At 47.2% G+C, this 26,173-nt stretch carries 23 protein-coding genes, 1 tRNA gene and 1 pseudogene; 11 read left to right on the forward strand and 14 right to left on the reverse strand.

Annotated elements, in window-relative coordinates:
- Positions 1-77: 77 nt before the first annotated feature.
- Both DFR47_RS07740 and secB read left to right on the forward strand, forming a co-directional pair.
- Positions 78-620 (forward strand): FxsA family protein, encoded by a 543-nt coding sequence (locus DFR47_RS07740; RefSeq protein WP_113943778.1) that lies wholly within the window; start codon positions 78-80, stop codon positions 618-620.
- A gap of 315 nt (positions 621-935) precedes the next feature.
- Complete coding sequence (gene secB / locus DFR47_RS07745; RefSeq protein ID WP_113943779.1) at positions 936-1,418, forward strand: protein-export chaperone SecB; 483 nt, start codon at positions 936-938, stop codon at positions 1,416-1,418.
- Between the two features lie 71 nt (positions 1,419-1,489).
- Here secB and dnaQ read toward each other — a convergent pair whose 3' ends face one another.
- The 5 genes from dnaQ to DFR47_RS07770 all read right to left on the reverse strand — a co-directional run bounded on the left by dnaQ (position 1,490) and on the right by DFR47_RS07770 (position 5,393).
- Positions 1,490-2,191 (reverse strand): DNA polymerase III subunit epsilon, encoded by a 702-nt coding sequence (dnaQ, locus tag DFR47_RS07750; protein ID WP_113943780.1) that lies wholly within the window; start codon positions 2,189-2,191, stop codon positions 1,490-1,492.
- Positions 2,192-2,210: 19 nt separating this feature from the next.
- A complete protein-coding gene (gene coaE / locus DFR47_RS07755) occupies positions 2,211-2,801 on the reverse strand; it encodes a dephospho-CoA kinase (protein WP_113943781.1) in 591 nt (196 codons plus the stop codon).
- Between the two features lie 11 nt (positions 2,802-2,812).
- Positions 2,813-3,664, reverse strand: a complete 852-nt coding sequence (locus DFR47_RS07760) for a shikimate dehydrogenase (RefSeq protein WP_113943782.1) — start codon at positions 3,662-3,664, stop codon at positions 2,813-2,815.
- Positions 3,657-4,256: a Maf-like protein gene (locus tag DFR47_RS07765; protein WP_113943783.1), complete on the reverse strand. Its 600-nt coding sequence runs from the start codon at positions 4,254-4,256 to the stop codon at positions 3,657-3,659. The genes DFR47_RS07760 and DFR47_RS07765 overlap by 8 nt, the downstream gene beginning before the upstream one ends.
- A gap of 213 nt (positions 4,257-4,469) precedes the next feature.
- Positions 4,470-5,393 carry a pyruvate, water dikinase regulatory protein gene (locus tag DFR47_RS07770; protein WP_374788341.1) on the reverse strand — a complete coding sequence of 308 codons (924 nt, stop codon included), beginning with the start codon at positions 5,391-5,393 and terminating at the stop codon, positions 4,470-4,472.
- A gap of 330 nt (positions 5,394-5,723) precedes the next feature.
- Between DFR47_RS07770 and hemE the strand changes: the two genes are divergently transcribed.
- The 3 genes from hemE to rho all read left to right on the forward strand — a co-directional run bounded on the left by hemE (position 5,724) and on the right by rho (position 8,789).
- The gene (gene hemE, locus DFR47_RS07775; RefSeq protein ID WP_113943784.1) at positions 5,724-6,749 is read left to right on the forward strand and encodes a uroporphyrinogen decarboxylase; all 1,026 of its coding nucleotides are present in this window, start codon (positions 5,724-5,726) and stop codon (positions 6,747-6,749) included.
- Positions 6,749-7,279 carry a protoporphyrinogen oxidase HemJ gene (gene hemJ / locus DFR47_RS07780; protein ID WP_113943785.1) on the forward strand — a complete coding sequence of 177 codons (531 nt, stop codon included), beginning with the start codon at positions 6,749-6,751 and terminating at the stop codon, positions 7,277-7,279. Before hemE ends, hemJ begins: the two co-directional genes overlap by 1 nt.
- Before the next feature lie 244 nt (positions 7,280-7,523).
- Entirely contained in the window at positions 7,524-8,789 is a 1,266-nt protein-coding gene (rho, locus tag DFR47_RS07785) for a transcription termination factor Rho (protein ID WP_113943786.1), read from the forward strand.
- Between the two features lie 160 nt (positions 8,790-8,949).
- Here rho and DFR47_RS07790 read toward each other — a convergent pair whose 3' ends face one another.
- Complete coding sequence (locus tag DFR47_RS07790; RefSeq protein ID WP_113943787.1) at positions 8,950-10,974, reverse strand: thioredoxin domain-containing protein; 2,025 nt, start codon at positions 10,972-10,974, stop codon at positions 8,950-8,952.
- A 91-nt stretch (positions 10,975-11,065) separates the two neighbouring features.
- On the opposite strand from DFR47_RS07790, the gene mnmE reads away from it, so the two are divergent.
- The 5 genes and pseudogenes from mnmE to DFR47_RS07815 all read left to right on the forward strand — a co-directional run bounded on the left by mnmE (position 11,066) and on the right by DFR47_RS07815 (position 17,023).
- Positions 11,066-12,394 carry a tRNA uridine-5-carboxymethylaminomethyl(34) synthesis GTPase MnmE gene (mnmE, locus tag DFR47_RS07795; RefSeq protein ID WP_113943788.1) on the forward strand — a complete coding sequence of 443 codons (1,329 nt, stop codon included), beginning with the start codon at positions 11,066-11,068 and terminating at the stop codon, positions 12,392-12,394.
- Between the two features lie 321 nt (positions 12,395-12,715).
- Positions 12,716-14,611, forward strand: coding sequence for a tRNA uridine-5-carboxymethylaminomethyl(34) synthesis enzyme MnmG (gene mnmG, locus DFR47_RS07800; RefSeq protein WP_113943996.1), 1,896 nt, complete (start codon positions 12,716-12,718; stop codon positions 14,609-14,611).
- Positions 14,608-15,239 (forward strand): annotated as a pseudogene (gene rsmG, locus DFR47_RS07805) (16S rRNA (guanine(527)-N(7))-methyltransferase RsmG). The gene mnmG and the pseudogene rsmG overlap by 4 nt, the downstream one beginning before the upstream one ends.
- 52 nt (positions 15,240-15,291) lie before the next feature.
- Positions 15,292-16,092, forward strand: a complete 801-nt coding sequence (locus tag DFR47_RS07810; RefSeq protein ID WP_113943789.1) for a ParA family protein — start codon at positions 15,292-15,294, stop codon at positions 16,090-16,092.
- Between the two features lie 52 nt (positions 16,093-16,144).
- On the forward strand, positions 16,145-17,023 hold the full coding sequence (locus DFR47_RS07815) for a ParB/RepB/Spo0J family partition protein (RefSeq protein WP_113943790.1): 879 nt from the start codon (positions 16,145-16,147) through the stop codon (positions 17,021-17,023).
- Between the two features lie 90 nt (positions 17,024-17,113).
- Here the strand turns inward: DFR47_RS07815 and holA are convergent, their stop codons facing one another.
- From holA to DFR47_RS07855, 8 genes are all read right to left on the reverse strand, one after another.
- The gene (gene holA / locus DFR47_RS07820; protein ID WP_113943791.1) at positions 17,114-18,160 is read right to left on the reverse strand and encodes a DNA polymerase III subunit delta; all 1,047 of its coding nucleotides are present in this window, start codon (positions 18,158-18,160) and stop codon (positions 17,114-17,116) included.
- A gap of 107 nt (positions 18,161-18,267) precedes the next feature.
- Positions 18,268-19,062: an ABC transporter ATP-binding protein gene (locus tag DFR47_RS07825; RefSeq protein ID WP_113943792.1), complete on the reverse strand. Its 795-nt coding sequence runs from the start codon at positions 19,060-19,062 to the stop codon at positions 18,268-18,270.
- Complete coding sequence (locus tag DFR47_RS07830; RefSeq protein ID WP_113943793.1) at positions 19,059-19,940, reverse strand: ABC transporter permease; 882 nt, start codon at positions 19,938-19,940, stop codon at positions 19,059-19,061. Before DFR47_RS07830 ends, DFR47_RS07825 begins: the two co-directional genes overlap by 4 nt.
- Positions 19,941-20,183: 243 nt before the next feature.
- Complete coding sequence (locus DFR47_RS07835; protein ID WP_374788353.1) at positions 20,184-21,140, reverse strand: ABC transporter substrate-binding protein; 957 nt, start codon at positions 21,138-21,140, stop codon at positions 20,184-20,186.
- 225 nt (positions 21,141-21,365) lie between these two features.
- Positions 21,366-22,013 carry an HAD-IA family hydrolase gene (locus DFR47_RS07840; RefSeq protein WP_245416481.1) on the reverse strand — a complete coding sequence of 216 codons (648 nt, stop codon included), beginning with the start codon at positions 22,011-22,013 and terminating at the stop codon, positions 21,366-21,368.
- Positions 21,991-23,109 carry an NAD(P)-binding domain-containing protein gene (locus DFR47_RS07845; RefSeq protein WP_210207270.1) on the reverse strand — a complete coding sequence of 373 codons (1,119 nt, stop codon included), beginning with the start codon at positions 23,107-23,109 and terminating at the stop codon, positions 21,991-21,993. Before DFR47_RS07845 ends, DFR47_RS07840 begins: the two co-directional genes overlap by 23 nt.
- Before the next feature lie 101 nt (positions 23,110-23,210).
- Positions 23,211-23,287 (reverse strand) — tRNA-Arg (locus tag DFR47_RS07850).
- A 152-nt stretch (positions 23,288-23,439) separates the two neighbouring features.
- Complete coding sequence (locus DFR47_RS07855; RefSeq protein WP_113943796.1) at positions 23,440-24,636, reverse strand: M20 aminoacylase family protein; 1,197 nt, start codon at positions 24,634-24,636, stop codon at positions 23,440-23,442.
- A 415-nt stretch (positions 24,637-25,051) separates the two neighbouring features.
- Between DFR47_RS07855 and DFR47_RS07865 the strand changes: the two genes are divergently transcribed.
- Positions 25,052-26,134 (forward strand): D-alanyl-D-alanine carboxypeptidase family protein, encoded by a 1,083-nt coding sequence (locus DFR47_RS07865; RefSeq protein WP_374788354.1) that lies wholly within the window; start codon positions 25,052-25,054, stop codon positions 26,132-26,134.
- Positions 26,135-26,173: the final 39 nt, after the last annotated feature.

The raw sequence follows: 26,173 nt of genomic DNA on the forward strand, positions 1-26,173 counted from the left end.
TTTCATAATCCGGCATATTTACGGTCAAAACCGCATCTGTCGTCTGTCCATCAAGAGGTCAATCACCCGTGAAGAAAATGCTAGGTCCGATCAGCCTGCTCATGTTTTTAGCACTGCCATTTATTGAAATTGCAGGCTTTGTCATTGTCGGTTCCGAAATCGGCGTACTGGCAACACTTGGCCTGATTGTCCTCAGTGCTGTTCTGGGTTTTGCCCTGCTGCGCCGTCAAGGTCTGAGCCTGCTCAACCAGATGAAAACAGAAACTGCGGCAGGCCGTGCGCCGGAACGTGAAATTATTCATGGAACGCTGCTTATTTTTGCCGGTATCCTGCTGATTATTCCGGGTTTTCTGACCGATATTATCGGTCTTTTACTGTTTATCCCGTTTGTCCGCGACCTGATCTGGAACCGGTTCTTACGCAACCGTATCGTCATGGCGAGTAATTTTCAGGCAAGCGGTGCCGGTTATTCATCATATACTCAGAGAAACGCTCCGCAGGATGATGATATTATTGATCTTGATCCTGAGGATTATTCCAGTTTCTCCGATACTGCCAAAAAGAGTAATGACTCTCCCTGGGGACAGGACCCAAAAGAGATTGAAGACAACCGAAAATGAGGAAAAGCAAATGGACATGCAATTCATTGTCCTGTCTTATTTCAATGCCTGTTCTTTTTAGCTTTATCAAATAATACCAAGCGTTATTGCCTGCAAAAGGCACATATGCTAGCCAAATGGCACAAGTTTCGGATTGCTTTTGCACAAGCTTTGGTTTTCTGAAACCACGAGATCAATTTTATGGTTTAATTTCTTCTTCTGAAGTTGTTTTCTCAATAAAATTGTATGAGCTTTCAAAGTGTTACAGCACAATATCCTGTGTTGTCATACTGTTCGACGATCTGTCGATCATCGTTAACAAAAAGGTATATGATAATGGCAGAGACGCCAAACGAAGCACAGAACGGTAACGGTAGTGCACAGCCATCCCTCAACATTCTGGCTCAGTATATCAAGGATTTTTCCTTTGAAAGCCCGAATGCACCGCTTTCCCTGCGTCCGCGTGAAAATGCGCCAAACATCAGCATCAATGTTAATGTGAACGCAAATCCAATCGCTGAAGGCGATTTTGACGTTGTTCTGACCCTGACAGCACAGGCTGGCGAAGGCAAAGAAGTTCTGTTCAGCACTGAACTGGTTTATGGCGGCGTTTTCCGCATTCAGAACATTCCGCAGGAACACATGCTGCCGATCCTGTTCATCGAATGCCCGCGTCTGCTGTTCCCGTTTGCCCGTCAGATCATTGCTGATGCAACACGCAATGGCGGCTTCCCGCCACTGATGATCGACCCGATCGATTTTGCAACCATGTTCCAGCAGCGTATGGCTGAAGAACAGGCAAAAGCTCAGGTAAACTAAGCTTTTACGTAATGATTTTTAAAAAAGCCGCTGTGTCTGAGACATAGCGGCTTTTTTATATTTTGAAAAAATCAGTTCAGATATTTTTTCCAGACAGCCTTATCGCCCATTTTATCAATGAGCTTCTGATGAGCTGCAAGATCATCTGCAGTCAGCCGTGAGGGCAGGGGCTTTGGCCGTGCTTTCAGCACAATCTCAGTAACCGGTTCATCGCCATTGGTTGTTTCACTTGATGATTGAACACTCAAGCCCAGCGATGTCTGACGTCCGCCGAGCAACTCAATATAAACTTCTGCCAGCAATTCCGTATCGAGCAATGCACCGTGTAATTTACGATGCGCATTATCGACGCCATAGCGCTTACACAACGCATCCAGCGTGTTTGGCCCCATCGGATGCTTGCGGCGCGCCAAAGCCAGCGTATCGATTACCACGTCGGTAGAAATCGGTGTCCGGTTAATGCGCTCCAGTTCGGCATTCAAAAAGCCGATATCGAACATCGCATTATGCGCAACCAGCTTAGCCCCTTCGATAAAGGTCAGAAACTCATCCGCAATGTCAGCAAAAACCGGCTTATCCAGCAGGCTTTCATCGGTAATACCGTGCACTGCCAATGCATCCGGATGAACCTTTTTGCCCTGCGGATTGATATAGATGTGAAATGTTTTGCCGGTGATGAATTTATTCACCATCTCGATACAACCGATTTCGATCACACGGTCTTCATTTTTCTCAAGGCCGGTGGTTTCTGTATCGAAAACAATCTCGCGCATGGTTCGTCCTGTAAATTACTTATACAGCTGCGTTTAACAGCTTTTCAAAAATATCTGATACTTGCTGACGGGCAAAATCCTTGTCCCGCCCCGTATCAACAATAAAATCCGCTTTTGTCCGTTTTTCAGCATCCGGCATTTGACGTGCTAAAATCGACTGAAATTTTTTTTCCGTCATATTCTCGCGTTCCAATACCCGCTGACGCTGAATATCATAAGGTGCGCTGACCACCAAAATTTTGTCCACACGACCTGTTCCGCTTGTTTCAAACAACAGCGGAATGTCCAGAACGACCAGTTTGGCGCCTTTGGCCTCTGCATCGCATAAAAACTGCTGTTCTTTTGCATGGACGAGCGGATGAACAATCTTCTCAAGCTTTTTAAGCTCATCCGGTTTGCCCAAAACACTGGCAGACAGAATTTTACGATCAATCTTCCCGTCAATAACGGCTTCCGGAAAAGCTTCCGCAATCAGCGGTACGGCTTCAGATTGATAAAGCTGGTGGACTGTCGCATCAGCATCGTAAACCGGCACACCTTTTTCTGCAAAAAGCTGCGCAGTTGTGGATTTTCCCATGCCTATTGAACCGGTCAGTCCCAGCTTGATCATAAGTCTGCCTATCAAGATTTTAGAATATCATCCAATATGAGCTGGCGTAACTCATCTGTCACCTCAGGACGCACACCAAACCAATGCACGAAGCCCGGCACAGCCTGATGCAGCAACATGCCAAGGCCGTCCACACAGTGTAAACCAGCCTGACGCGCCTGATGTAAAAACGGTGTTTCCAAAGGAATATAGACAATATCCGTTGCAACCGCACCGGCTTTAGCTTCAGAGAAATCAAGCGGAAAAGCTTCTGCCTCACCATGATCGCTCATACCCAGTGACGTTGTATTCACAATCACATCGGCAGAACTGACATAGCTCTGTGCCTGATCCCAGCCAGCAGCTTTAATTTTTGAACCAAAATGATCAACTAAGGCCTGCGCCCGTTCTACAGTACGGTTCACCACGATGATCTTTTCAAAACCACGGTTCAGTAAAGCATAGAGCACAGCGCGGCTGGCACCACCGGCACCCAGCACCAAAGCTGTTTTGCCGTCTTTATCCCAATCCGGCAATTGCGCATCAAGATTTGCAGCAAAACCATAGGCGTCCGTATTGCCGCCGTTGAGCTTGTTTTCCGCATCTATCCACAGGGTATTCACAGCCCCGATGGCCTCCGCTGCCGCATCACGTTTTTCACATAATGCAAAGGCAGTTTCTTTATGCGGAATAGTCACATTCCCGCCGCTTAAGCCTTGTTCTGCAAGGGTTTTGGCAAAATTTTGAAAGTTCTCAGGGCTGTTTTCAATTGCCTTGTAAGAACCGCTCAAACCATAGCGTTGCAGCCAGTAATTGTGGATTAAAGGTGAGCGCGAATGTTTAATCGGAAAACCGGTAACAAAAGCCTGTTTCTTCTCAGCCATCAATAATTCCTCTGGCACGCAATTCTTTCAGTAAAGGCAGCAATGGCAAACCGACAATGGTAAAATAATCACCGTCAATTTTATCGAAAAGCTGAATACCTTCACCCTCAACCTGATAAGCACCCACACTGGAAAGCGCAATATCACCGACACGCGCAAGATGGCGGCCAATAAAGCCCGGCTCCAGATGACGCATTGTCATATAAGCCACCGAAACATGACGCCATACGGTCTGGCCGTTCTGAACCAGCACCACCGCGCTGTTCAATTGATGGGTTTTACTCGACAAAGCCAGAAGATGGCGGCGTGCGCCATCCATATCCGCAGGCTTGTGAAAAATTTCACTCCCAAGTGACAATGTCTGGTCACAACCGATAATCAATGCATGTGGAAAATGCTGACTGACTTCTTCTGCTTTAGCTTCACTGAGGATCAGAGCCACATCTTCCGGCGTTGCACCGGTTTCATAGAGTGGTGCCTCTACCGCGCGCTCATCAATATTGGCTTTCTGCGATGTAAACTGAATGCCGGCATTCTTTAAAATTGTTGCACGAAAAGGGCTTTGAGAAGCAAGGATCAAAGGCAGTGCCATATTGAAAACTCCGTTCAAATATCAAAAAACTCACTGCCATTTACGCAGCTCAAAATACTTCCCTGAAGAATATCAGATATTTCATCGTACTACAGCATAATTCATTGAACTGGAATCATTCTAGGTAAAATTATGCTGTAAATATAATGAGTTAGAGCGACCTTTATGCGCCAAAGAGGGCGCATGGCGCTCTAAACAGCGAAAAAACACCTATCAGTCATCCGATCTGACACGCGGGCGTAAAGCCAGAATAGCTGCCGCGGTTTCTTCGATAGAGCGGCGTGTGACATCAATCACCGGCCAGTTATTGCGCTCGCAAATATTGCGCGCATAGGCCAGTTCCTGCGCAATATTGATACGATCCGTATAGCTCTCCGTATCCAGCCCCGGAGATGTGCCCAGCATCCGGTTCTGACGGATGTGAGAAATACGCTCGGCACTGGCAATCAGCCCGACAACAAGCGGCTTTTTTACATGAAGCAGCGCTTCCGGCAGCGGAATGCCTAAAACCAACGGAATATTGGCCGTTTTGATCCCGCGATTGGCCAGATAAATGCTGGTTGGTGTTTTAGATGTACGTGAAATGCCGATCAAAATAATATCTGCTTCTTCCAGATCCGGCGGCAATTGCCCGTCATCATGCTCCATAGTGAAATTAAGTGCATCAATCCGGCGGAAATAATCGGCATCCAGCACATGTTGCGCACTGGCACGGCGATGGGCAGGAGCACCGAGATAAGATTGAAAAGTCGCCAGCACCGGTTCCAGCACAGAAACACTCGGAATGCCCATCTGCGAACAGGCTTCATCAATCTTCAAAGCCAATTTCTGATCCACCACTGTGTAGAGAACAATGCCTGGTTCGGCATCAATATTCTCCAGAATTTTAGCCAGCTGTTTCTCGGTTCGGATCAACGGATACATGTGCTCAATTGCGCGCGCATGGCTGTATTGAGCGGCCGCCGCACGGCCTGCTGCAAGGAGAGTCTCTCCTGTTGCATCTGAAATCAGATGAAGATGAAAGTAAGAAAGAGTCTTTGTCACAGATTTCTCACATCCCTGTTGATGGCTGTGTGTAAAAAGTACCGGCTCTGAGACGTCTTTCTCTGCCTGTTGATTTAAACAGGATTCATCCACAGCGCGCCTGACTGTATATTCGTGACAATAAACACTGTGGGTAACAGGAGCAATTCAAAGTTGGAAAGAATTCATTCAATGGTTGTCCACAGGATAGCATGAATGATATTTTCAATAAGTATCAGTTTTTATTGATGAATTTTTGGTCGCATTGCTTTTTCCCGATTGATGGGCAATTTATCCACATCAGCCGGTTTTCATGATCAGCCTGTGGGAAAACTCAGGGAAACATTTAATCCCCGTTATCAACAGACTCTAAGAATCATAAGAATCCAAAAATCATCACTTTCTTTATGGGATAACCGGGGAAAACCGGTGTGGGTAAATCGCATGACACGTAAAGTTCTGAACGTTCTCAAAGGTGAAACCGTCTTTCCACCACCAATCTGGATGATGAGACAAGCAGGACGTTATCTCCCGGAATATCGCCAGACACGACAACAAGCAGGAAGCTTTCTTGATCTGTGCTATAATCCTGAACTGGCAACGGAAGTGACACTTCAGCCTATCCGCCGTTATGGCTTTGATGCAGCCATTCTCTTTTCAGATATTCTTGTCATCCCTCACGTTCTTGGACGTGACCTTCGCTTTGAAGAAGGAAGGGGACCTTTAATGACACCTGTGACAGTTGATGAAATCAAAGATCTCGACATTACAGGTAAAGCAGCCAAATTAAGCGCTGTTTATGAAACCGTCAGCCGATTGCGCGAGCAATTGCCGAATGAAACCACGCTGCTCGGATTTTGTGGTGCCCCGTGGACTGTTGCCACCTATATGATCGCCGGTCACGGCACGCCGGATCAGGCACCGGCACGTCTGTTTGCCTATCAGCACCGCGATGTTTTCGTGAAACTGCTGACTGATCTTGCAGATATTTCTGCGGAATATCTGATTGAGCAGCTTAATTGCGGTGCCGATGCGGTTCAGATCTTTGATTCATGGTCCGGCGTACTGGACGAAGATTGCTTTGAAGATTTCTGCATTAAGCCGGTTGCCCGCATTGTTAAAAAAGTCCGCGAAACCCATCCTGATGCCGTGATTATCGGTTTTCCGAAAGGGGCAGGGATGCTCTATCGGGATTATCGCGCCAAAACCGGTGTAAATGCTCTTGGGCTGGACTGGTCTGTTCCTTTGACCTTTGCACAGGAACTACAACAGCAAGGCGCTGTACAGGGCAATCTGGACCCGCTGCGTGTGGTTGCGGGCGGTAAGGCTCTGGATGAAGGCGTGGATGTCATTCTGGAAAAACTGGGACAGGGGCCGCTGATCTTTAATCTCGGTCACGGAATTACACCTCAGGCGCCGCTCGAAAATGTCGCTCAAATGGTCAACCGTATCCGTCAGGCAGGTGCATAATGGATAAATCCGGCACAAATACAGGCAATCCTGCTGTGAGAGCAGTGATTGCTGTCGCTATCACTGCCATTGCAGCCTATGCGCTGTTTTTTGCGGCAACTGATGCAGCCTATCTCTGGATCAAAGCTTTTCATATTATTGCTGTGATCGCCTGGATGGCAGGCATGTTATATCTGCCTCGCCTTTTTGTGTATCACAGTCAGGAAAAGGCCGGATCTGAAGCCTCCGAAACTTTCAAAATCATGGAACGCCGGTTGCTGCGTTATATCATCAATCCGGCGATGATTGTGACCTGGGTTTTAGGTCTGTGGTTGGCATGGAAAATCTTTGAATTCCGTGGCGGCTGGTTGCACGGCAAGATTTTGCTGGTTGTTTTGCTGTCCGGTCTGCATGGTTATCTTTCCAAGAGCGTGCGGATGTTCGCTCAGGATAAAAACACCAAATCGACCAAACATTGGCGCATTGTGAATGAAATTCCGACAGTTCTGATGATTTTGATCGTCATTCTGGTTGTCGTAAAGCCGTTCTGATCACTATTTAAGCTAAGAAATTACGCTTTAAGCTCCGTTTAGAGCGTAATTTCACCCTGTCTGACTATTTTTATAGCGCTGCAAAGCAGCTTGGCTCTTGCTCAAATCACCGGAACCGGTTAAGGAAAGACACCTTCCTTCAAGAATAGCAGGTTTCCGATGCCGGTCATGCCCCTCATGACCATTATGAGCGCACAACTGCATTTTTCTTTTTTCAATCTTTTATAATATGAGTTCCGCACCCATGCAGGAAATGAAACTACAAGATCTTAAGAACAAGACACCTGTCGATTTGCTCGCTCTCGCTGAAGAGCTGCAGGTTGAAAACGCCAGTGTTATGCGTAAACAGGAACTGATGTTCGCTATTCTGAAGAGCCTTGCCTCTCAGGAAGTCGAAATCATCGGTGAAGGTGTCGTTGAATTATTGCCGGACGGCTTTGGCTTTTTGCGTTCGGCAAATGCCAACTATCTTCCGGGCCCGGATGATATTTACATTTCTCCTTCGCAGATCCGCCGTTTTTCACTGAAAACCGGCGATACGGTTGAAGGACCGATCCGCAGCCCGAAAGAAGGCGAGCGTTATTTCGCGCTTCTCAAAGTCAATACAATCAATTTTGAGGATCCGGAAAAGATCCGTCATAAAATCCATTTTGATAATCTGACACCGCTCTATCCGAATGAGCGTTTCAAAATGGAACTGGATATTCCGACCAATAAAGACAATTCAGCCCGTGTGATCGATCTGGTTGCACCGCTTGGTAAAGGCCAGCGTGGTCTGATCGTGGCGCCGCCACGCACCGGTAAAACGGTTTTGCTGCAGAATATTGCGCATTCGATTACCGCTAATCATCCGGAATGCTATCTGATCGTCTTGCTGATTGATGAGCGTCCTGAAGAAGTGACTGATATGCAGCGCTCGGTAAAGGGCGAAGTTGTATCCTCGACCTTCGATGAACCGGCATCCCGTCACGTTCAGGTTGCTGAAATGGTGATTGAAAAGGCAAAACGCCTTGTTGAGCATGGCCGCGATGTGGTCATTCTGCTTGACTCGATCACCCGTCTCGGCCGCGCTTACAACACTGTTATTCCTTCATCCGGTAAGGTTTTGACCGGTGGTGTGGATGCCAATGCATTGCAGCGTCCGAAGCGCTTCTTTGGTGCTGCCCGTAATATCGAAGAAGGCGGCTCGCTGACCATTATCGCAACTGCGCTGATCGATACCGGTTCGCGTATGGACGAAGTTATCTTTGAAGAATTCAAGGGTACCGGTAACTCGGAAATCGTGCTTGACCGTAAGGTTGCCGATAAGCGCATCTTCCCTGCTATGGATATTCTTAAATCCGGTACACGTAAGGAAGATCTTCTGGTACCACGTCAGGATCTGCAGAAAATCTTTGTTCTGCGTCGTATTCTGGCGCCAATGGGCACAACCGATGCTATTGAATTCCTGATCGATAAGCTGAAACAGACGAAGAATAATGCTGAATTTTTCGATTCAATGAATACGTAATTTGTTTCATTATGCTGATATTAAAAACGCCGCCTCAAAAGGGCGGCGTTTTTGTTTAGAGCATTTCACCGTCAAGTTGGATCAACTTGACGGTTGTGATAATGCGACCCAATAAAGAATCTAGAGCATACGCTGAGATTCAATCCGTAAATAAACTGCTCTAGAGCAGTTTCTCAAGATCAGCGGCATCATAGACCGGCGGTAAACAGACCTGATTGCGGCAGAGAATGGCACAGGAGCGTTTACCAGTCAGAGACAGGAAAGATGCCCATTGCGGCTGCTGTAAGGCTTGGTGGTGGTTTAGAATGATATCTGTACGGCATGGATCGGCATGTCGGGATGCGCAGCGGTATAATTCATCCTCTGTGTCCTCAACGATCAGCACCAGTTTAACCGGATCAAGCAACTGAACTGCAGCATTGAGAATAGCGGCCTGACCATAAGCCATATGTTTGCTACGCCCTAACGCACGTTCTGCCAGCTCATTGGTTTTGGTCAGCAGTGCTTCATCTTCCGTTATCAGTGCCAGCCTTGTGCACGCTTCGATAATCTGGCTGGTGGAGCTTGGAATAGCTTCATCCTGATCCCCATAAAGATAAAAAATCACATCATCATTATCCAAAGCTGTCAGCCGGTAATCACCATTCTGATCGAGATGATGCTGATTGAGTGAGATCAGCAATGACTTGGCATCATCGATATAGTTTTGCTGCGGATCAGCCTGATAGAGTGACAAAGATGCATTGATGAGCGCTGCATAATCAGAGGAGAGAGCAGGGAGCGTAGTTTCAGTATTTGACCATATATGACTGACGGCTGTGCCTTGTTTAGGCATCAAGATTTGATAAGTGTTTTTTGCCAGTTCGAGCCAGTCAGTGCGATTAAAAACACGGGCAGCTTCAGCCAAAGCGCGAATGAAATAGGCATTCCAGTCGGTCAGACATTTTTCATCACGCCCAGGTCTGATGCGCAAGTTTCTGATACCAAGCAGTTTTTCCCGCATTGGCTTTAGGGTTTCATCTTCTTCCTGGTTGAAGTTCAGCATATCCAGCCGATGAAGAATATTGCTGTCTTCCCAGTTTCCCGCAACACTGACATTGTATTTAGCAATGAACTCAGGAGCATCTTCTCCGAGAATGCTCTCTATTTCTGACTGATCCCAGATATAGAATTTGCCTTCAACACCTTCGCTGTCCGCATCAAGACCGGAGGCAAAACCGCCATCCGGCAAAGTCATTTCAGTTGTAATCCAATGAATAATTTCTTCGATTCGATTCCGAAACAATGGATTTTGAGTGCTGCTCCAGCCCCATGAGCATTGCCGGATTGTCTGCGCATTATCGTAAAGCATTTTTTCAAAATGCGGAACGAGCCAGAATGCGTCAGTACTGTAGCGCGCCAGACCACCGGCAAGATGATCATAAATACCACCATTGAGCATTTTCTCGGTGCTGAGAATAAAAAGATCATGGTGTTGTTGCTGCTGGCTGACTTTCCAGGACGTCCAAAGCATCGACATAAACGGGAAGTTCGGAAATTTAGGTTCTCCGCTAATACCACCATATGTGGTATCAATACGTCTGGCTATTGTATCAGCATAGCGCTGGAAGATGCCTTCATCATTTGCTGCCGGTTCAGCTTCCGGTGTTAAAACATTCTGTAAATGTGTTTTAAGCGCAGTAACATTGCCGTTAATTCGCTCGCGGTCATTTTTCCATAAAGTGCCGAGGCTTTGAATAATATCCATAAAGCCGGGCAGCCGACCATTGGCATATTTAGGAAAATATGTGCCACCCCAAAAAGCATCACCCTGAGGGGTTAGAAAAATTGTCAGTGGCCAGCCGCCTTGTTCGCCCATAGCGGTCAGAGCAGACATATAAATCTGATCAATATCCGGCCGTTCTTCACGATCGACTTTAATATTGATAAAATGCTCATTCATCAACTGAGCTACTTGCTCATCCTCAAAACATTCGTGCGCCATAACATGGCACCAGTGGCAGGCAGAATATCCGATGGAAAGCAAAATCGGCTTGTCATGAAGACGAGCGAGTTCGAGCGCTTCATTGTTCCAAAGCTGCCAATTGACCGGATTGTCGCTATGCTGTTTCAAATATGTACTGTTCGCTGTATGAAGGCGATTAGAACTGGCATTGTTTTGTGTTGGGCTTTGCGTCGGGTTCATGGCTTTGCCTTTCCGATATTCAAACCGATACGATAGTGCTTCAAGCAGCTAAAGAGCGGCAATTTTTCTCTTAACTTGTAACGGATTTTCGATGTCAGTGCAGTCTTTTCATCACGATACTATTTTTGCGCTTTCAAGCGGGCGTTTGCCTTCTGGCGTGGCAATTATCAGATTATCAGGCCCGCAAGCTCGATTCATTACCGAAACCATTGTGGGGAAATTGCCTGAACCACGCAAAGCGCATTTCAGCCTTTTAAAAAACAAAACAGGCGAAGTTCTGGACAGTGGTCTGACACTCTTCTTTGAGGGACCTAAAAGCTTTACCGGTGAAGATTGTGCGGAATTTCATATTCACGGTGGAATTGCTGTGGTGGAAAAATTTCTGGAAGGCCTGTCAGAATTTGAAAAATGTCGTTTAGCGGAAGCTGGAGAATTCACGCGCCGTGCATTTGCAAACGGCAAAATGGATTTAACTATGGCGGAAGGGCTGGCGGATTTGATCTCCGCTGAAACGGAAACACAAAGACGATTAGCACAGCAAGTTGCTTCCGGTGCGCAACGTAATCTTTATATGGATTGGCGACAGAAGCTCATTCAGGCGCGAGCTTTTATTGAAGCTGAATTAGACTTCGCAGATGAGGGCGATGTTCCGGGTTCAGTATCCGATCGGGTCTGGAGCGAAATGCAGGATCTTAGCGCAAAGATTGAAAAACATATTGAAGACGGAAAACGCGGATCAATGCTGCGCGATGGTTTTCATGTCGTCATTATTGGTGCACCGAATGCAGGGAAATCCAGCCTGATGAATTTATTGGCCGCGCGTGATGTGGCCATTATTTCGGATGAAGCGGGCACAACACGTGATCTGCTTGAAGTGAAATTGAATCTGAATGGCGTCGCTACTTATGTGACTGATACTGCCGGTATTCGCGAAACAACAGGTAAAGTTGAGCAAATCGGTATTCAGCGTGCAATGGATAAAGCGGCGGAAGCTGATTTAATTTTATATATTGAAGATATCTCCAATCCGATTGCGGTAGATATTTCTGAGTTCCAGACAAATATTTGGACAATCGGTAATAAAGTCGATTTAAAAATCACCTCTACACCAAATTATAATTATCTGATTTCAACAAAAAATAATGATGGGATCAGCGCACTTTTAGACAATCTAAACACATACATCTCAGAGAAAACAAAACTGCATAATGATGTCGTACCAACACGACGCAGGCACATTGATTTACTAAATCTCTGCAAATCAGAAATTCAAACAGCATACAAGTCTAACCAACTTCCTTTGGAATTGAGAGCTGAAAATTTACGTATCGCCTCTCAATACTTAGGAAAAATTACAGGTGATGTAGACGTCGAAGATATTCTTGATCTCGTATTCTCTCAATTTTGCATCGGAAAATGATTCACGTGAAACAATTTTCATGATATAGCCTAATTAACGATCAGACGTGTTTCACGTGAAACATTCTGTGGAATCTTAAAACACGATTTGACTCAAGAGAGTTATTCTGAGTCAATAGATTCCCGTCTCTGAAATTAGTATTAATAGTTTGAGTGAGTGCGTAAAATATTTTAGTACCGCGCTCACGAAAAACGATAGCTGCTTACATCATTATAAGTACCCAGTTAAAATAACTTGATGGTGAAATGCTCTAGTTATGTGTTCCCTTTTCAGAGAGAACATGAGAATGATGATTCACGTGAAACCAAACAAGTTTTGGATATGATTATGACAGGTTTTTATGACGTCATTGTTATTGGTGGTGGACATGCTGGCACCGAAGCTGCCGCTGCATCAGCAAGAACAGGCGCTAAAACTGCTTTAGTAACACACCATTTTGATACGATTGGTGTTATGTCCTGTAATCCTGCTATTGGCGGATTAGGGAAGGGACAGCTTGTTCGTGAAATTGATGCCCTTGATGGTTTGATGGGCAAGGCTGCCGATCAGGCCGGAATTCAATTTCGTTTATTAAATCGTCGAAAGGGACCAGCAGTACGCGGTCCGCGTACGCAGGCAGATCGTAAATTATACCGCCTGGCCATTCAGAGCTTTATCAAAGAGCAAAGCAATTTGACGGTTGTTGAAGGCGGGGCAGCGGATATAATTGTTAAAAATGGTTCAGTTAAAGCTGTTCAACTTATGGATGGCACCATTATCAATTGTGCTTCTGTTGTTTTGACGAGCGGAACATTTCTCAATGGCTTGATCCATATTGGTGATAAAACAATCCCTGCTGGACGCATGGGCGAAAAACCAGCTCTTGGCTTGTCTGAGCGTTTGATTGGTTTAGGTTTTGGTTTAGGGCGCTTAAAGACCGGCACGCCTTGCCGTATTGATGGTAAAACTATTGACTGGGCAAGTCTGGACAAACAATCTGCTGATGAATATCCGGTTCCGTTTTCTATGATGACGGATAAGATCACAGTGCCGCAGATTGATTGCGGTATTACGCGTACAACAGACGCTACTCATCAATTAATCCGTGATAATATACATCGTTCAGCAATGTATTCAGGGAATATTGAAGGCATAGGTCCGCGCTACTGCCCATCTATTGAAGATAAAATTGTAAAATTCGGTGATCGTGACGGCCATCAGATTTTTCTTGAGCCGGAAGGTCTTGATGATGATACCGTTTATCCGAATGGTATTTCGACCAGCTTGCCGGAAGATGTTCAGATCGATATTCTCAAAACTATACCAGGTTTAGAGCATGCCAAGATGCTGCAGCCGGGTTATGCTATTGAGTATGATTTTATTGATCCGCGCGAGTTGCAGCGCAGCCTTGAAACGCGTCGTGTTAAAGGACTATTCCTGGCTGGTCAAATTAATGGTACGACCGGTTATGAAGAGGCTGGTGCGCAAGGTTTGCTGGCTGGCTTGAATGCTTCCAGACATGCTGGTGGTAGTGAACCGGTTATTCTTCAGCGTACAGAAGCCTATATAGGTGTGATGATTGATGACCTGACATCTCGTGGTGTCAGTGAACCTTATCGTATGTTTACGTCTCGCGCAGAGTTCAGGCTTTCCCTTCGTGCTGATAATGCAGATACTCGTCTGACGCCGCTTGGTGAAAACTGGGGGCTGATTGGTCCGGCACGGCAGGTGCGTTTTAATGAAAGAAAGCAGGAGCTGGATAAAGCAAGAGACCTTGCACAGACGCTTTCTATTACGCCTAATGCAGCAGCAGCACATGGGCTGAACTTGAACAAAGATGGCATTCGTCGCTCTCTTTATGATCTTCTTTCTTATCCGGATATTGATCTGGAACGTCTTACCGGCATTTGGCCTGAACTTTCTGATTTATCCTCGGCTACAAAAGAAGCTTTGGAAATTGAAGCGCAATATTCAGTGTATCTTGATCGTCAGACGGCAGATATTGCTGTGATGGAGCGGGAAGAACAATTGATTATTCCGCAATCAATTCAGTTTTCTGGAATTTCCGGTTTGTCACTTGAACTGAAGCAAAAGCTTGAAAAACGTAATCCTTCAAATATTGCCGAAGCGCAAAGAATTGAAGGAATGACTCCGGCTGCGATCGCATTATTGATAACACATATCCGCAGACATGGTATTGCACAGGATATTTCGGGTGATTTGGCAAAACCAGCATGACAAAAGATAAATATTTTGATTCACTGAAACAGATATACCCATCTGTTTCACGTGAAACAGCAGATGATCTGATTGGCTTTGAAACTCTGTTTAAAAAGTGGTCTAAAGCAATCAATCTGGCTTCGCCAAATACGCTTGAGACACTTTGGGAACGGCATATTCTGGATAGTGTTCAGGTTTTCAAATTAGCGCCACAGGCAAAACAGTGGCTTGATTTGGGATCTGGTGGTGGTTTTCCAGGTATTGTTTTGGCTGTTATGCTGAAACAAACTGGGGGGACAATTCGACTGGTTGAAAGCAATGGTAAAAAATCGGCATTTCTACGAAATGCTCTGGCACAATTTCAGGCTCCGGGGCAGGTGGTAAATGCAAGAATTGAAAGCTGTTATGACCTCATTCAGGTTCCTGAAATCATCACAGCCAGAGCATTGGCTTCGCTTGATAAACTCTTTGAGCTGACAGAGCCATGGATGACAAACGGTGCTAAAGCCTTGTTTCAAAAGGGCGGGACTATCAGCGTGAAGTGGATGAAAGCCTGATAAATTGGAAGTTCGATCTGATACGGCATGAAAGCGCGATAGAAGCAGATTCTGTCATTCTTGAAATCAGCAATTTACAGCGGCGCTGAATGTTTTTCATTCAGTCATGCTTGGAAACAGAAGTTATTCGGGACAATTATTATGAATAACAGAACACGGATTATAACAATCGCGAACCAGAAAGGCGGCGTAGGGAAGACTACGACCGCTATTAATCTGGCGACTGCTTTGGCTGCAATCGGTGAAAATGTATTGATTGTTGATCTCGATCCGCAGGGCAATGCCAGTACTGGACTGGGTGTTGATCGTCAAAATCGCCCGCTATCGTCTTACGATGTGTTGACGCAGGGAGCATCAGTTCCGGATGCGGCAATTGCAACAGATGTACCAAATCTTTATTTGATTGCTTCGACGCTGGATTTGCTCGGTATTGAAATGGAAATTTCCAATGCACCTGACAGAACCAGACGTTTGCGTGATGCGTTACGCTTTGATTCAGGGATAGCGGATCATTTCAGCTATATTTTGATTGATTGTCCGCCATCACTTAATCTTTTGACACTGAATGCTATGGCTGCTGCTGACTCTGTTTTGGTACCATTGCAATGCGAATTCTTTGCACTGGAAGGTCTTAGCCAGTTGCTGGAAACTGTTAATCAGGTTCGCAATTCGCTGAATCCTGATCTTACAATTCAGGGTGTTGTGCTGACCATGTATGACAGCCGTAACAATCTGGCCAATCAGGTTGTTGATGATGTGCGCGCATTTATGGGCGAAAAAGTTTATCGCACGGTTATTCCCCGTAACGTTCGGGTTTCAGAAGCGCCATCTCATGGTAAGCCGGCCATTTTGTATGATCTGAAATGTGCAGGAAGTCAGGCATATCTTCAGCTGGCTTCTGAAGTGATCCAGCGGGAACGCCAGCTTCGCTCCGCAGCATAAAAAATGAATATTCGATTCGAATACGTAACAATTTGCAGAAAGCATTCAACTGATGAACGATGATCCTTCAAAAAAGCGTCTTGGTCGCGGTCTGGCAGCTCTGATTGGGGATATCGACCGGCCTGTGGAAGAACGTAAGGCACCGGTTCCGCTTGAACGTTATGTGCCTATTGAATTTGTAAGCCGTAACCCGCGTAACCCGCGTCGTATTTTTACAGAGGCTGAACTCGAAGATCTGGCACAATCTATTCGCGAGCATGGTATTGTACAGCCGATTGTTGTTCGTCCGGCACCTGAAAATCGTGAACATTTTGAACTGATCGCCGGTGAACGCCGCTGGCGTGCAGCACAGCGCGCAGGTCTGACCGAGATTCCGGTTATTCTGCGTGATGTGGATGATCGTGTTGCTCTTGAACTGGCGATTATTGAAAACGTTCAGCGTGCTGATCTGAATCCTGTAGAAGAAGCAATGGGTTACCAGCTTCTGATTGATGATCATGACTATACGCAAGCTGATCTGGCACAGGTTATCGGTAAAAGCCGTAGCCATGTCGCTAATACATTACGCCTTCTGAAACTTCCGCCGGAAGTGCAGGGATTGATCAATGATGGCGCTTTGACTGCCGGTCATGCACGTACGTTGATTACAATGGAAAATCCCCATGCTGTTGCCGAGCGTATTGTTAAAGAAGGGCTGTCTGTTCGTCAGGTAGAGGCTTTATCTCAGGCTGAAAGCAAGGGCATTCCGGCGGTTAAACCGGAACGTGTTCCTGTAGAAAAAGATGCGGATACACGCGCACTCGAAAAATTACTGTCTGATGTAACCGGTATGAAAGTTGAAATTAATCATCGTGATCGCGGTGGTGAAGTTCGTATCCGTTATAGTTCTCTTGAACAATTGGATGAAATCTGCCGTCGCTTGCAAAGCTGATATATTAAAATCAATAAAAGCCGGTCTTTGTACCGGCTTTTTATTATCAAAAATCATAAATGGAATGCTGAAACCAGTGCCGTTGAAGTTTTAACGGCGCTGTTTATTACGGATTGCCTCTACAGTGAGAGCAATAAAAGTCTGTCTGATAATTGCAGTGGAAAGCGCTGAATTCTGGCGACTTTCCAGAACGGTGCGCTGAAGTCTGTCTGTCACGCGGTTAATGGCTGCGACACTCCACAGCCCTAATGCTGTCTCGACGAGTTTTTTGCGAGCAAAGAATATCGGTGGTTTTGCTGAATTAACGACAAGGCCTGCCGGTACATTTCCTGTTTCCATAGCATATCGCAGAGTTTGCAACTGGCTGAACTGGCGCATAGCACTATTCACCAGCAGAAAAGGATGTGTGCCGGTATTTACGACACGGTCAAAGGCAGTGTTGAATTTTGGCAAATCACCGATCAGCACAGCATCAATCACTTCATCCTGAGAGAGTGCTGCCACATCACCCACAGATTCCCGCACATCTTCAAGTTCAATACGCTGCTGACCACGCGCATAGAGGCAGAGCTTTTCAAGTTCACCGCGTGTTGCGAGACGATCCCCGCCAAGGCTCAAGCGTAAAAACTGGCGAGCATCATTGGAAATTTGTAAATGATTGGCTTGCAAGACATCGTCAATCAGTCCGTCAATGCCACGGGCATCATCCGTATAGCAGGGAAGTGCCATGCCGATTGCACCATTTTCGACATTGGTGCGCAGGCCGGCACCCTTTTTCAGGTCACCTGCCTCAATCAGAATATAGGTATCCTGAGGCGGCTCTGAGATCAGCAGTTTAACAGCCTCGGCCAGACTTTTTTGCGCTGAAGCATTTTTAATCCAGATCAGACGATCGCCGCCAAACATTGAAATTGTTCGGGCCTCATCCATCAGGCGGGCAGGGTCTTTGTCAATCTCATCCGCTTCAATGCGTAAGACCGCGAAAGGATCATCCAGAGGCAGGCCGGTAAGCTTTGCATATTTAGCACCGCGCTCACTGACCAGGCCTTTGTCAGGTCCATAGATCAGTATGACCGTTCCGGTTTGTGCCGGACGCGCGAGAAACCCATCAACTTCATGTGCTTTTTTCTGTGCCATAAGTCTGCTTACAACAAAGGCAGTGAAAGGGAAATCAGTGTTTGTGTTTTCAAATAAAAATGCCGCGGGATGAGCGCGGCATTTAAAGTTTCATATGACACAACTATTTATTGGATCAGCAGAGCATCGTCATCCAATGTTTCGCCACGTACCTTTTTGAACATATCAATCAGGTCTTTGACGGTTAGGTTCTTACGTTCATCGCCGGAAACATCGAGAATGATATTGCCACCGTGCAGCATGATTGTACGTGTGCCGTAATCAAGCGCCTGCTGCATGGAGTGGGTAACCATCATCGTTGTCAGCTTGTTTTCGCTGACCAGTTTGGCTGTGAGCTTCATGATGAAATCTGCCATGCCCGGATCAAGCGCGGCGGTATGTTCATCGAGCAGTAGCACTTCTGAATCTGTCAGGGTTGCCATGATCAGAGACAGTGCCTGACGCTGGCCGCCGGAAAGCAGATCCATACGATCCTGCACACGGTTTTCCAGACCAAGATTAAGACCTGCAATACGCTCACGAAACAGCTCACGGCGCTTATGATTGAGCGCATGGGAGAGGCCGCGTTTTTTGCCGCGCATGGCAGCGAGGGCAAGGTTCTCTTCAATCGTCAATGCACCACAGCTGCCTGTCAGCGGATCCTGAAAGACACGGGCAACCATGGATGCACGGTCAGCAGTGGACTGTCTGGTGACATCTTTATTGCCGATGAGGATTTTGCCTTCAGATGCCTGAACGTCACCGGCCAGCGCTCCAAGCAAAGTAGATTTGCCTGCACCATTGGAGCCGATCACCGTAACAAATGTGCCTTCTTCAATCTTCAGATTGATACCGGACAGAGCCTGTTTTTGCAGTGGTGTTCCGCGACCGAAGACAACACCAAGATTTGAAACTTCAATCATTTGGATGCACCTCCGCGACGCAGGCGTGGCAGAACCAGTGCCAGTGTGACCAGTACAGCTGTTGCAAGATTAAGATCGGAAGCTTTCAGCCCAATAAAATCACTGCCAAGAGCCAGCTGAATGGCAATACGATAAAGAATGGAACCGATGATACAGCCGGCCAGTGCCCAGAGCAGGAAGCGCGTGCGGAACAGTGTTTCACCAATAATCACAGCGGCAAGACCGACAACAATTGTACCAACACCGGAGGTGACATCAGCAAAGCCGTTTGTCTGCGCAAATAATGCACCGCCCAGAGCAACCAGAGCATTGGACATAGCCATGCCCAGATAAATCTGGCGATCAGTCTTCACGCCCTGTGCACGCGCCATACGCGCATTGGTACCGGTTGCACGCATGGCAAGACCGATATTGCTTTCCAGAAAGCGCCAGACGAGCAGGGCGGCGATAATAACAAGCACGCCAACAAAAAGCGGACGTACATAATATTCAGGAACACCCAACCCGTAAAAAGGTGAGATCATTGTATCCTGATTAATCAGAGCGACATTCGGCTTGCCCATCACACGCAGATTGACTGAGAAAAGTGCAGTCATGGTGAGAATGGAGGCCAGCAGATTAAGAATGCCAAAACGGAGATTCAAAGTCGCGGTGACCAGTCCGGCAACAGCACCGGCCATCATGGCAATCAGTGCAGCGAGCCAAGGATTAACACCGGCAAGAATAAGAACAGCAGTAACAGCTGCGCCGAGCGGAAAGGAACCATCTACAGTCAGGTCAGGAAAATCCAGCACACGGAATGACAGATAAACGCCGAGAGCTACAAATGAAAAGACCAGACCTAATTCGACCGCGCCCCAAAAAGCGATCAGACTCAAAATAATGTTCCTTCGGCTTGTGCAGACGGCCGGCACTTTCAAACACATCATTCACAGAGGTTCTGTTTTGACGATTTGAAATTACGGGGCAGCCTGCCTGTTGATATCTGAGTGTCGTTTCACGGCATCAGTGCCGCATATAAAAGACACAAAGGAAAGTGTCCGGATATTCAGATTTAAATTTCTGCCGAATATCCGGATGATGAAAAACCGGTAAAGCTGCTTTACCGGTTTGAATGCAGATTATTCTTTGATGACTTTGCTGGCGCGATCGACAACAGCCTGAGGGATTTCAATACCCATTTTCTTAGCTGCAACCAGATTGACGACCAGATCGGTACCGGCAGCAACATTCACCGGAATGTCACCTGGCTTTTCGCCCTTCAGAATACGGACAACAACTTCACCGGTCTGTTTGCCAACATCGTAATAGTTGAAACCGAGAGCAATGAAAGCACCGCGGCTGACGGAATCTGTGTCGGCAGTCATCAGAGGAATTTTAGCTTCTTCTGCAACGCTGACTGCACCTTCAAGCGCAGAGATAATGGTGTTGTCGGTCGGAATATAAATCAGGTCTGCTTTGCCGATCAGCGCACGGGCGGCGCCCTGAACTTCAGCGGATTTGGTCGCTGCGGATTCAACCACTTCCAGACCACCTTCTTTAGCGGCAACTTTCAGGCCTTCAAGAAGAGAGATCGAATTGGCTTCACCGGAATTATAAAGGAAACCGATGGTCTTTACATTTGGTGCAACTTCTTTGATCAGCTTGACGTGATCAGCAACCGGAGAAAGATCGGACAGGCCGGTAACATTGCCGCCTGGCTTTTCCATGCTTTTAACCAGCTGTGCGCCAACCGGATCAGACACTGCTGTGAAGACAACCGGAATATCGCGGGTGCCGGAAACAACAGCCTGAGCAGAAGGTGTGGAGATCGGAACGATCACATCCGGTGCTTCACCGATGAACTGACGTGCGATCTGAGCAGCCGTTGCAGGATTGCCCTGAGCTGACTGATAGGTGAATTTCAGATTTTCACCTTCTTTATAACCGGCAGCAGCCAGAGCATCTTTTACACCGTCACGGGCGGCATCAAGAGCAGGGTGTTCAACAATTGCTGTTACCGCAACGCTGACATCTTTTGCATTTGCCGGACCAGCAATCATAGTGGTGGCCATAGCTGCTGTTGAGAGCAAGGCCATAATAAGTGTACGCATGAAAATCTCCCTCTGTTCCGCGTCCCGATCAAAACGAATAATCAGTTCTCGAAGAGAGGTCAACGCGCATCATATGGCTTAGCGTGGTGCGAAGCATTTTAATGCTATTCTGAGTCCGGTCGTGGCAACAAAAGCATAATTGTTTCACGTGAATCATCGTGGTTAGCAAAATCTTAATGTGGTGTTTGTGAAATTTATAAATTCTGGAAATCAGAACTGTGCCAATTCAGATGCTAGGTCGCTCTCTTTCGTCCAGTGAATTGCATGCCAACCGCACTCTTTGGCAGCAATGATATTGGCAAGGGTGTCATCAATCAGAATGATCTCTTCTGGTCGTAGCTTGGAAAGGTTAGTGACCTTTTCGAAAAATGCATGATCCAGTTTTTTAACCCCGAGTGCTGCGGAATAATAAACAGCATCGACAAGCTTACCTAGTTTTAGTGTCTGCGTAATATATTCAGCACGCAAATGCTCCTGATTGGTCGCAAGATAAATCCGCACACCAGCAGAGCGATAAAATTCCAGAGACTCTATCAGCTCCGTATTCAGGCGGGCATCATTCTTAAACCAATAGGCGATGAATTCCTCTGGGGTGAGGTAGGGTGATAAATCTGAAAGCACCGGTTTGAGGGCTGAAAGAATATCCAGTTTTCCGGTGACAATTTTATCCCAATATGGTGTGAAAAATCTTTCATGGAACAGGGAAGGCGACAGGCCAAGATCCGTCTCTAAATCCGTTGACCAGTGCTTTCCGTCCCAAGGGCGTCCGTTAATGAGAACACCATCAACATCAACCATCAAAACTTTTATCATAAACCTGGACATGGGTGTGGACCTAGCTGAGATTGAGATATGCACTCAGTTCTTTTGCGGCAGCTGCACCGGCGCGATTGGCACCGATTGTCGAAGCAGAAGGACCATAACCGACGAGATGAATACGCGGGTCTTTCATGACCTGCGTTGCCAGTCTGCCGCCCATAACAATACCACCATTAGCTTCACGGATTTGCAATGGTGCCAGATGATCAAGGGAACTGCGAAAGCCGGTACACCATAAAATCACATCGGCTCTTTTTTCCGTACCGTCAGCCCAGCGGATGCCGGTCTCCGTTATTTCGCTGAACATAGGCAGGCGGTTGAGTGCGCCGCGTTCACGGGCTGCTCGCAAAGCAGGGGTGAGGGGAATACCGGTAACGGAAACAACAGAGCCGGGAACCAGCCCGCGACGGACACGATCTTCAACAATGGCAACAGCAGCACGGCCGTCTTCTTCGGTAAAAGGCGTTTCACGAAATTGCGGTTCAGTGCGGGTTACCCATGTTGTTGTTGTAACCTGAGATATTTCATCAAGCAGCTGCAAAGCGGAAATGCCACCGCCGACAATAATGATATGCTTGCCTGAAAACACTTCGGCTGTTTGATAATCGCGGGTGTGAAGCTGCTGCCCTTTGAAAAGTTCAGCGCCGGTATAATGTGGGATGACGGGTGTCTCCCAGGTGCCGGTCGCGTTGATAATGCCGCGTGCAGTAAAAGTCTCGCGATCAGTTTCTATACGAAAGCGGTCATTGCGCTCACAAACGACACTAACATTTACTGGCCGGTAAACCGGCAGCTGAAACTTCTTTTCATAGGCTGCGTAATATTGCGGTACAGCCACCGACGCTTTGACCTCGGATATTTCCGGTTCCAGCACATCAGAGAAAGACATGCCCGGAAGATCATGAATCCGGTTGACGGTACTGAGAGTGAGAGAAGGCCAGCGATATTGCCATGCTCCTCCCGCATTGGGCGACTTATCCAGAAGAAGAAAATTGCTTCCCGCTTTCAGTCCGGATTTTTGCAGATGATAGGCAGAGGATAAACCGGCCTGTCCGGCTCCGATAATGACAATATCGGTTTTATAGGCCATGCGCAGATTATTGGATGGGGATGCCGCTTCTGAATAATCTGCCATGACCACAATTCACCTGTATTAAGCCCGAAATAAGAATGTCTCATTCTTACTTAGGTTTTCACACGGCACATACAAGTTGCCTCAGGCAGTGAAGGGAGAGGTGGTGATCCCGACTGGATTCGAACCAGTGGCCTCAAGATTAGGAATCTTGCGCTCTATCCTACTGAGCTACGGGACCGGATAGTGTCTTGTACACATACTGATTTTTTGACTGTAAGCCAAGGGCAGGCAGGGCAGAAAATGCCGGAATAGTCGCCAATGAAATAAAAAAGCGAAGAGGGGATTATGCCTCTTCGCTCAACAGTAACCTGTTTAATTTGCAGTCTGAGATCAGGCTGCGATTTTCTCAGCCGGTGTAAGCTGCGCATCTTTAAGACGATATTGTGCCAACTCAACCCAGTAGCTCATGCCATATGGCAAGGCATCATCATTGAAGTCATAGGCCGGATGATGCAGGTTTGCGCTCTCACCATTACCGAGGAAAATATAGCAACCCGGACGGGTTTCGAGCATATAGGAGAAATCTTCTCCGCCCATCATCGGTTCAACTTCACGGGTGATCGGGCCATTGATGCTGACTTTGTCAGCGACATCAGCAGCGATATCCGTCTGACCGGAATGGTTGAATGTCACCGGATAGTTGTTTTTAAAATCGAGATCGATCTTGATATTATTAAGCAGACCAAAGGCTTCACAATGCGCACGCATACGCTGCTCGGCAAAAGCACGGCTGTGTTTTGTCAGGCTGCGCACTGTTCCTGCGAGAACTGCTTTTTCCGGAATGATGTTATAAGCTTCACCGGCATTGAATTTGGTCACCGAGACGACCAGTGAATCCAGCGGGTTTGATCCACGTGAAACAATGCTCTGCAAAGCAGTAACCAGCTGCGAGCCGATAACGATCGGATCAATATTGCGATGCGGCTGGGCAGCATGGCCGCCTTTACCATTGATGGTGATTGTGAACTCATCGGTCGCGGCCATAATCGGGCCTTTGCAAACTGCCAGCTCACCGACTGTGATACCCGGCATATTATGCATGCCGTAAACTTCAATAATATTGAAGCGCTCCATCAGGCCGTCTTTGACCATGGCCAGACCACCGGCGCCACCTTCTTCGGCAGGCTGGAAAATGACGATAACCTCACCATAGAAATCGCGAGTCTCGCAGAGAATTTTTGCAGCGCCCAGCAACATGGATGTGTGACCGTCATGGCCACAGGAATGTGCTTTGCCCGGATTTTGAGAAACCCATTCCGGTGTGCCTGTTTCTGTCAGCGGCAGCGCGTCCATATCGGCGCGCAGACCAATGGCCTGACCTGCACCTTTTTTCCCCTTAATCACACCGACAACGCCGGTGCGGCCAATACCGGTCACAATCTGATCACAACCAAATTCGCGAAGCTTTTCTTCAACAAATGCCGCAGTTTCATGAACATCATAGAGTAGTTCCGGCTTGCTGTGTAAATGTCTGCGCCACAGGCTTACTTCCTGTTTTAATTGAGCGGCGCGGTCTAAAAGCGGCATTTCTGTTCTCCGAACCTGTGTGCCTCTCCTCCGGGGCACTGTGTGTGGATAACGTAACCCCGATGGCTTTTTTGCTACGGGAATTATGCAATTGCGACTGTTTCTAGTTTGAGGCAGTGTGGGTAAAACACAACGCTCTCAGATAACATAATGTGTTTTATAAAATTTCGCCAATCCGTCTTTGCCTTTTATGTCCGGACTGAGGTAGAAAAGTGCAACCGAGTAAAAATGTGAAGGCATTTTTTCTGACTGCCGGATTTTTGCCTTTTTATCCCGATTGAAGAACTGCTGAATTGAAGCAGTTATCGGTCTGCGGATAGAGCGCATGAAATCCGGATATCTGTCTATTGAATATTTCGCCTTGAAAGGTGGTCATCCCATGATCCCGCGTATTTTAAAACAATCTGTTCTGGCTATGACTGTGTCATGCCTTGCTGTTTCTCAAAGCATGTCGGCGGCAGAGGCCAATCCTTATATGTCTGTCGATGTGGCATCGGGGCAGGTGCTGGCACATAATGAAGCTTTTAAGCGCTGGTATCCGGCATCGCTTACCAAGATGATGTCAGCCTATGTGGTTTTTCGCGCTTTGCGCTCTGGTCAGAAAACGCTGGAATCGCCGGTGCGTATGTCTGTTGCTGCAACGAAAGAGCCACCGAGCAAGATGGGCTATAAAGCCGGTTCGGTGATGACACTCGACAGCGCTCTGAAAATTATGATGGTGAAATCTGCCAATGACGTATCCGTCGCGGTGGCGGAATCTGTTGGCGGCAGCAAAGCCGGATTTGCAAAAATGATGAATGCCGAGGCAAAGCGCATCGGTATGTTCGGTTCCAATTTTTCTAACCCGCATGGTCTGCCGGATCCGAACAACTACACGACTGCTCGTGATATGGCTTTGCTGGCTGCACAGTTGCGTCGTGAGTTTCCTGAATATGCCCATTACTTCAATACTGAAGCGATTGATCCGGGTGAGGGCAAAAAAGTTCAGGCGAATTACAATATTCTGCTCGGCCGCTTTAATGGTGCGGACGGTATGAAAACCGGTTTCATCTGCGCCTCCGGATTTAATCTGGCCGGATCAGCAACCCGTAATGGCCGCACCATTGTTGCTATTGTGCTGGGTGCATCCAGACAGGAAGACCGTACCGTACAGGCTGCGGAACTGTTGCAAAGCGGTTTCTCCACCCGTGGTGGTGGCGGTGCTACACTGGCAAGCCTTGCGCCTTACGGCAGCAATAATAATCAGGTCACAGATTTGCGTGCGCAGATTTGCAGTCAGGAAGCGATGTCTGACCGTTGGGATGGCCGCGATGTTGAAGGTCGTCTGAAAATTAATTCACCTTATATCACAGCAATGACCCGTGAGCCTGTGGCTGTGCCGGTCGGTCTGATTGCGAAAGCGCCGGATGTGAAAGCAGGCAATGCTCTGCATATTTCACAGGTACCGATCCCGTTGCAGCGACCTATGCGCGGAAATATGACAACTGCAGTGAATTGAGCGGGTCAGAATATTTATTGGGCGTATCGCAGAGAGAAT

Source organism: Pseudochrobactrum asaccharolyticum (assembly GCF_003314995.1).
In the GTDB taxonomy this organism is placed as follows: Bacteria; Pseudomonadota; Alphaproteobacteria; order Rhizobiales; family Rhizobiaceae; genus Pseudochrobactrum; species Pseudochrobactrum asaccharolyticum.

Excerpts from the sequence above, each read along its gene's own strand:
- DFR47_RS07740 (WP_113943778.1), top strand. The coding sequence starts at position 78 with ATGCTAGGTCCGATCAGCCTGCTCATGTTTTTAGCACTGCCATTTATT.
- secB (WP_113943779.1), top strand. The coding sequence starts at position 936 with ATGGCAGAGACGCCAAACGAAGCACAGAACGGTAACGGTAGTGCACAG.
- dnaQ (WP_113943780.1), bottom strand. The coding sequence starts at position 2,191 with ATGCGCGAGATTGTTTTCGATACAGAAACCACCGGCCTTGAGAAAAAT.
- coaE (WP_113943781.1), bottom strand. The coding sequence starts at position 2,801 with ATGATCAAGCTGGGACTGACCGGTTCAATAGGCATGGGAAAATCCACA.
- DFR47_RS07760 (WP_113943782.1), bottom strand. The coding sequence starts at position 3,664 with ATGGCTGAGAAGAAACAGGCTTTTGTTACCGGTTTTCCGATTAAACAT.
- DFR47_RS07765 (WP_113943783.1), bottom strand. The coding sequence starts at position 4,256 with ATGGCACTGCCTTTGATCCTTGCTTCTCAAAGCCCTTTTCGTGCAACA.
- hemE (WP_113943784.1), top strand. The coding sequence starts at position 5,724 with ATGACACGTAAAGTTCTGAACGTTCTCAAAGGTGAAACCGTCTTTCCA.
- hemJ (WP_113943785.1), top strand. The coding sequence starts at position 6,749 with ATGGATAAATCCGGCACAAATACAGGCAATCCTGCTGTGAGAGCAGTG.
- rho (WP_113943786.1), top strand. The coding sequence starts at position 7,524 with ATGCAGGAAATGAAACTACAAGATCTTAAGAACAAGACACCTGTCGAT.
- DFR47_RS07790 (WP_113943787.1), bottom strand. The coding sequence starts at position 10,974 with ATGAACCCGACGCAAAGCCCAACACAAAACAATGCCAGTTCTAATCGC.
- mnmE (WP_113943788.1), top strand. The coding sequence starts at position 11,066 with ATGTCAGTGCAGTCTTTTCATCACGATACTATTTTTGCGCTTTCAAGC.
- mnmG (WP_113943996.1), top strand. The coding sequence starts at position 12,716 with ATGATTATGACAGGTTTTTATGACGTCATTGTTATTGGTGGTGGACAT.
- DFR47_RS07810 (WP_113943789.1), top strand. The coding sequence starts at position 15,292 with ATGAATAACAGAACACGGATTATAACAATCGCGAACCAGAAAGGCGGC.
- DFR47_RS07815 (WP_113943790.1), top strand. The coding sequence starts at position 16,145 with ATGAACGATGATCCTTCAAAAAAGCGTCTTGGTCGCGGTCTGGCAGCT.
- holA (WP_113943791.1), bottom strand. The coding sequence starts at position 18,160 with ATGGCACAGAAAAAAGCACATGAAGTTGATGGGTTTCTCGCGCGTCCG.
- DFR47_RS07825 (WP_113943792.1), bottom strand. The coding sequence starts at position 19,062 with ATGATTGAAGTTTCAAATCTTGGTGTTGTCTTCGGTCGCGGAACACCA.
- DFR47_RS07835 (WP_374788353.1), bottom strand. The coding sequence starts at position 21,140 with ATGGCCTTGCTCTCAACAGCAGCTATGGCCACCACTATGATTGCTGGT.
- DFR47_RS07845 (WP_210207270.1), bottom strand. The coding sequence starts at position 23,109 with ATGGCAGATTATTCAGAAGCGGCATCCCCATCCAATAATCTGCGCATG.
- DFR47_RS07855 (WP_113943796.1), bottom strand. The coding sequence starts at position 24,636 with ATGCCGCTTTTAGACCGCGCCGCTCAATTAAAACAGGAAGTAAGCCTG.
- DFR47_RS07865 (WP_374788354.1), top strand. The coding sequence starts at position 25,052 with ATGACTGTGTCATGCCTTGCTGTTTCTCAAAGCATGTCGGCGGCAGAG.